The organism is Psychrobacter sp. FME13 (genome assembly GCF_014861395.1).
Lineage (GTDB): Bacteria > Pseudomonadota > Gammaproteobacteria > Pseudomonadales > Moraxellaceae > Psychrobacter.
In genome coordinates this window covers 1-1,132 of sequence record NZ_RRYV01000311.1, presented here as the reverse complement: position 1 = coordinate 1,132, position 1,132 = coordinate 1, and the positions used below count along the sequence as shown (strand labels likewise).

Annotated in this window: 1 protein-coding gene; it reads right to left on the bottom strand. The window is 31.0% G+C overall.

The window, feature by feature from the left end; genetic code table 11:
* Positions 1-50: 50 nt before the first annotated feature.
* Positions 51-998, bottom strand: a complete 948-nt coding sequence (locus EI164_RS16245) for a hypothetical protein (RefSeq protein ID WP_192521008.1) — start codon at positions 996-998, stop codon at positions 51-53.
* Positions 999-1,132: the final 134 nt, after the last annotated feature.

The window sequence follows — 1,132 nt, the reverse complement described above, 5'->3', positions numbered from 1 at the left end:
GTGGTAATCGTTTAGTTGATTTATTTTATAACATTTTTGTGGTCATCTGACTATAGCTTTTTATTTGTATCTAAAACATATAAGTTTAAAACCTTTACATCATTTTCCTCGATATGATCAACTTCTATTTCATTATCTAAGCTACTATCCTGAGACAGAAGGTCATATTTCATTAACTTTTTTCTTTTATCTTGAATTTTTTCAAGAGCTTCAATAAGCTCATTTTTATCGAAGTTATCGTATTTGTCTTTGCTAGTTACTAGCCGTTTTGGAAAAGTAGAATCAAGTTGTTGTGAGTTCATTGAAACCTTAACACTAGAATCTCTAATTTTAGATTTCAGTCTCTCAGAATACCTTTCAATAGCATTAGTAAAAAAATCATTTCTACTATTTTTGTCATTTTTCTTTAAAATTAGTCTTTGATCTTGTACAAAGTAAGTTTTTTGATTTTTACAAAAGTCTACTAACCATTTAGGTAGTTCAAATCTTTCTTCAGAGAGGTCGGGTAAGCCAAAAGCCTCAATAGCTTCTTCAAAACTGTAGTTCCTACGAAGCCCTGGTCTTCTATCTGTCCACCTGTCATAGTCCATTCTACTCAAAAATACATGGGATTCATCTAAGTGCCTACGATATAGTTCGTAATGTTCATCAAGATTTATAGGATGTATCTTTATAACACCATCAAACTGCATTACAATTTCTAATTTTTTAGGTACTTCTAATTCGTTTTGCTTATTATCGAACAAAACAATATCTTCATCAAAAAAAGGACTTTCACCATTTATTTCTTCGTGACTAAATAAAGATACTTGCTTTATATCTCTACTTTTTTTAACAACTGCCGTTTTTACTATTGATAGAGTACCTTTATCCGTAGTCAAGGATATCTGATCAAAATCAAGCTCGGCAAAGTACATAAAATTAAGATTAAATATCGAATGTATAATTTTCAGACAGATTGTTTTTCCATATCCATTAGGTGCAGTTATAATTGTCATATCATCCTTAGATTAACACATGAAGTGCAATACCAAATGCAAGGTGAAAAAAAGACCTAGATGCGCTAGCATCAAAGTTTTTATCCACCGACCAAAGTGAGATTGCAACCATGAGCTATACACATCTAAGCCTA